General features: G+C 64.8%; 2 protein-coding genes. Both read right to left on the bottom strand.

Annotated features, from left to right (window positions below):
- On the bottom strand, positions 1–581 hold a 581-nt coding region (locus A9X04_RS05605), incomplete at its 3' end, for an SDR family NAD(P)-dependent oxidoreductase (protein WP_067918530.1).
- Complete coding sequence (locus A9X04_RS05600; protein WP_067917816.1) at positions 578–1195, bottom strand: TetR family transcriptional regulator; 618 nt, start codon at positions 1193–1195, stop codon at positions 578–580. The genes A9X04_RS05600 and A9X04_RS05605, both read right to left, overlap by 4 nt.
- Positions 1196–1362 lie beyond the last annotated feature (167 nt).

Here is a 1362-nt window from a genome sequence, read left to right as displayed (position 1 = left end):
TCGGTCTCCACGGCGCCCGGCATTACCGCATTCACCCGCACCTTCGGGGCGAAGGTCTTCGCGAACGACTTGGTGAGATTGTTGAGGCCCGCCTTGGCGGCGGCGTACACGATGGCGTGCGAGGCCCCCATGTGTGCGGAGATAGTGCTGATGTTGACCACGGTGCCGCCGCCGTCCGCCGCCATCCGGGTGCCGATGGCGGCGGTCAGTCGGAACGGTCCCTTCAGGTTCAGCGCAATGGTCTTGTCGAAGAGCTCTTCGCTGATCGCATCGACACTGTCGTAACGCACTGACGATCCCGCGTTATTGACCAATATGTCGATGCGCCCAACGGCCGCGTAGGCTTCGTCAACCAGGCGGTCACATTCGGCCCATCGGTTGACGTTGGCGGGCAACGAGAATGCGCGCCGACCAGTGGCGGCGATCTCGGCTGAGGTCTTTTCGCATGCCTCAGAATTGCGGCTGACTACCACGATGTCCGCCCCCGACGATGCCAGCTGCGCGCAGATCGCCCGGCCGATGCCGCGGGTGGCGCCGGTGACAAGTGCAGTGCGTCCGGTCAGATCGAAGAGATTGGTCACTGGTTGTCTCCTCCTCCGTCGAACTTGCCGATTCCCTGCTCGAGCAGGGACAGTGCCGCCCGGATTCGCTCGGCCGGGTCGCCCCGCCCGCCGCCTTGGACCCAAGCGCCGAACTCTGCGGCGGCGACGGCGTTCATCGCCGTTACGGCGATGCGCGCGTGCATCGTTGACTCCTTGTGTCCCTTGGGGAAACGTCCCGCCACCAGCGCGACGAGCTCGTCGTCGTTGACCAGGCGCTGGCCGCGGCTGCGGGCATTCAACTCCGGTGCCTGGGCAAGAATGCGGCCCAGTTGCACGACGCGTAGACGGTCTGCTGGTTCGACGTGGGAGGTGGCCAAAAAGGCTTGCCGTAGCGCGGTGACCGGACCCTCGTCGGCCGGGCGCGAAGCCAGCGCGTGGATCAGTCGCTCCCACACATGACGTTCGTAGTCCAGCAGTACTTCGTCCTTGGATGCGAAGTACCGAAAGAAGGTCCGTTCGGAGATTCCAGCGGCGGCGCTGATGTCGCCTACAGTAACCGTGTCAAAACCGCGCTCAGCGAACAACGCGATAGCGGTACGGCCGATGTCGGCGCGTAGCAGGCGCCGTCGCCGATCGGTCAGCGGTTCGGTCATAGCCGTTGCCCGCGCGCAAATTCCGCTGCGCCATGAAGCAATCGAATCACTCGCGGGCCCATGTCTGTGCGGTCGGCATCGACGCCGGATTTGACCTGCCGGGCGTGCGAGCCTTCGAGGATGATGGCGAGTTTGAACAGTGCCAGCGCCTCGTAGTAGGGCAGCGC

The organism is Mycobacterium sp. E3247 (genome assembly GCF_001667785.1).
Taxonomy (GTDB): Bacteria; Actinomycetota; Actinomycetes; order Mycobacteriales; family Mycobacteriaceae; genus Mycobacterium.
Note: the sequence above shows the minus strand (reverse complement) of the source record. Positions and strands in the feature narration are given on the sequence as shown.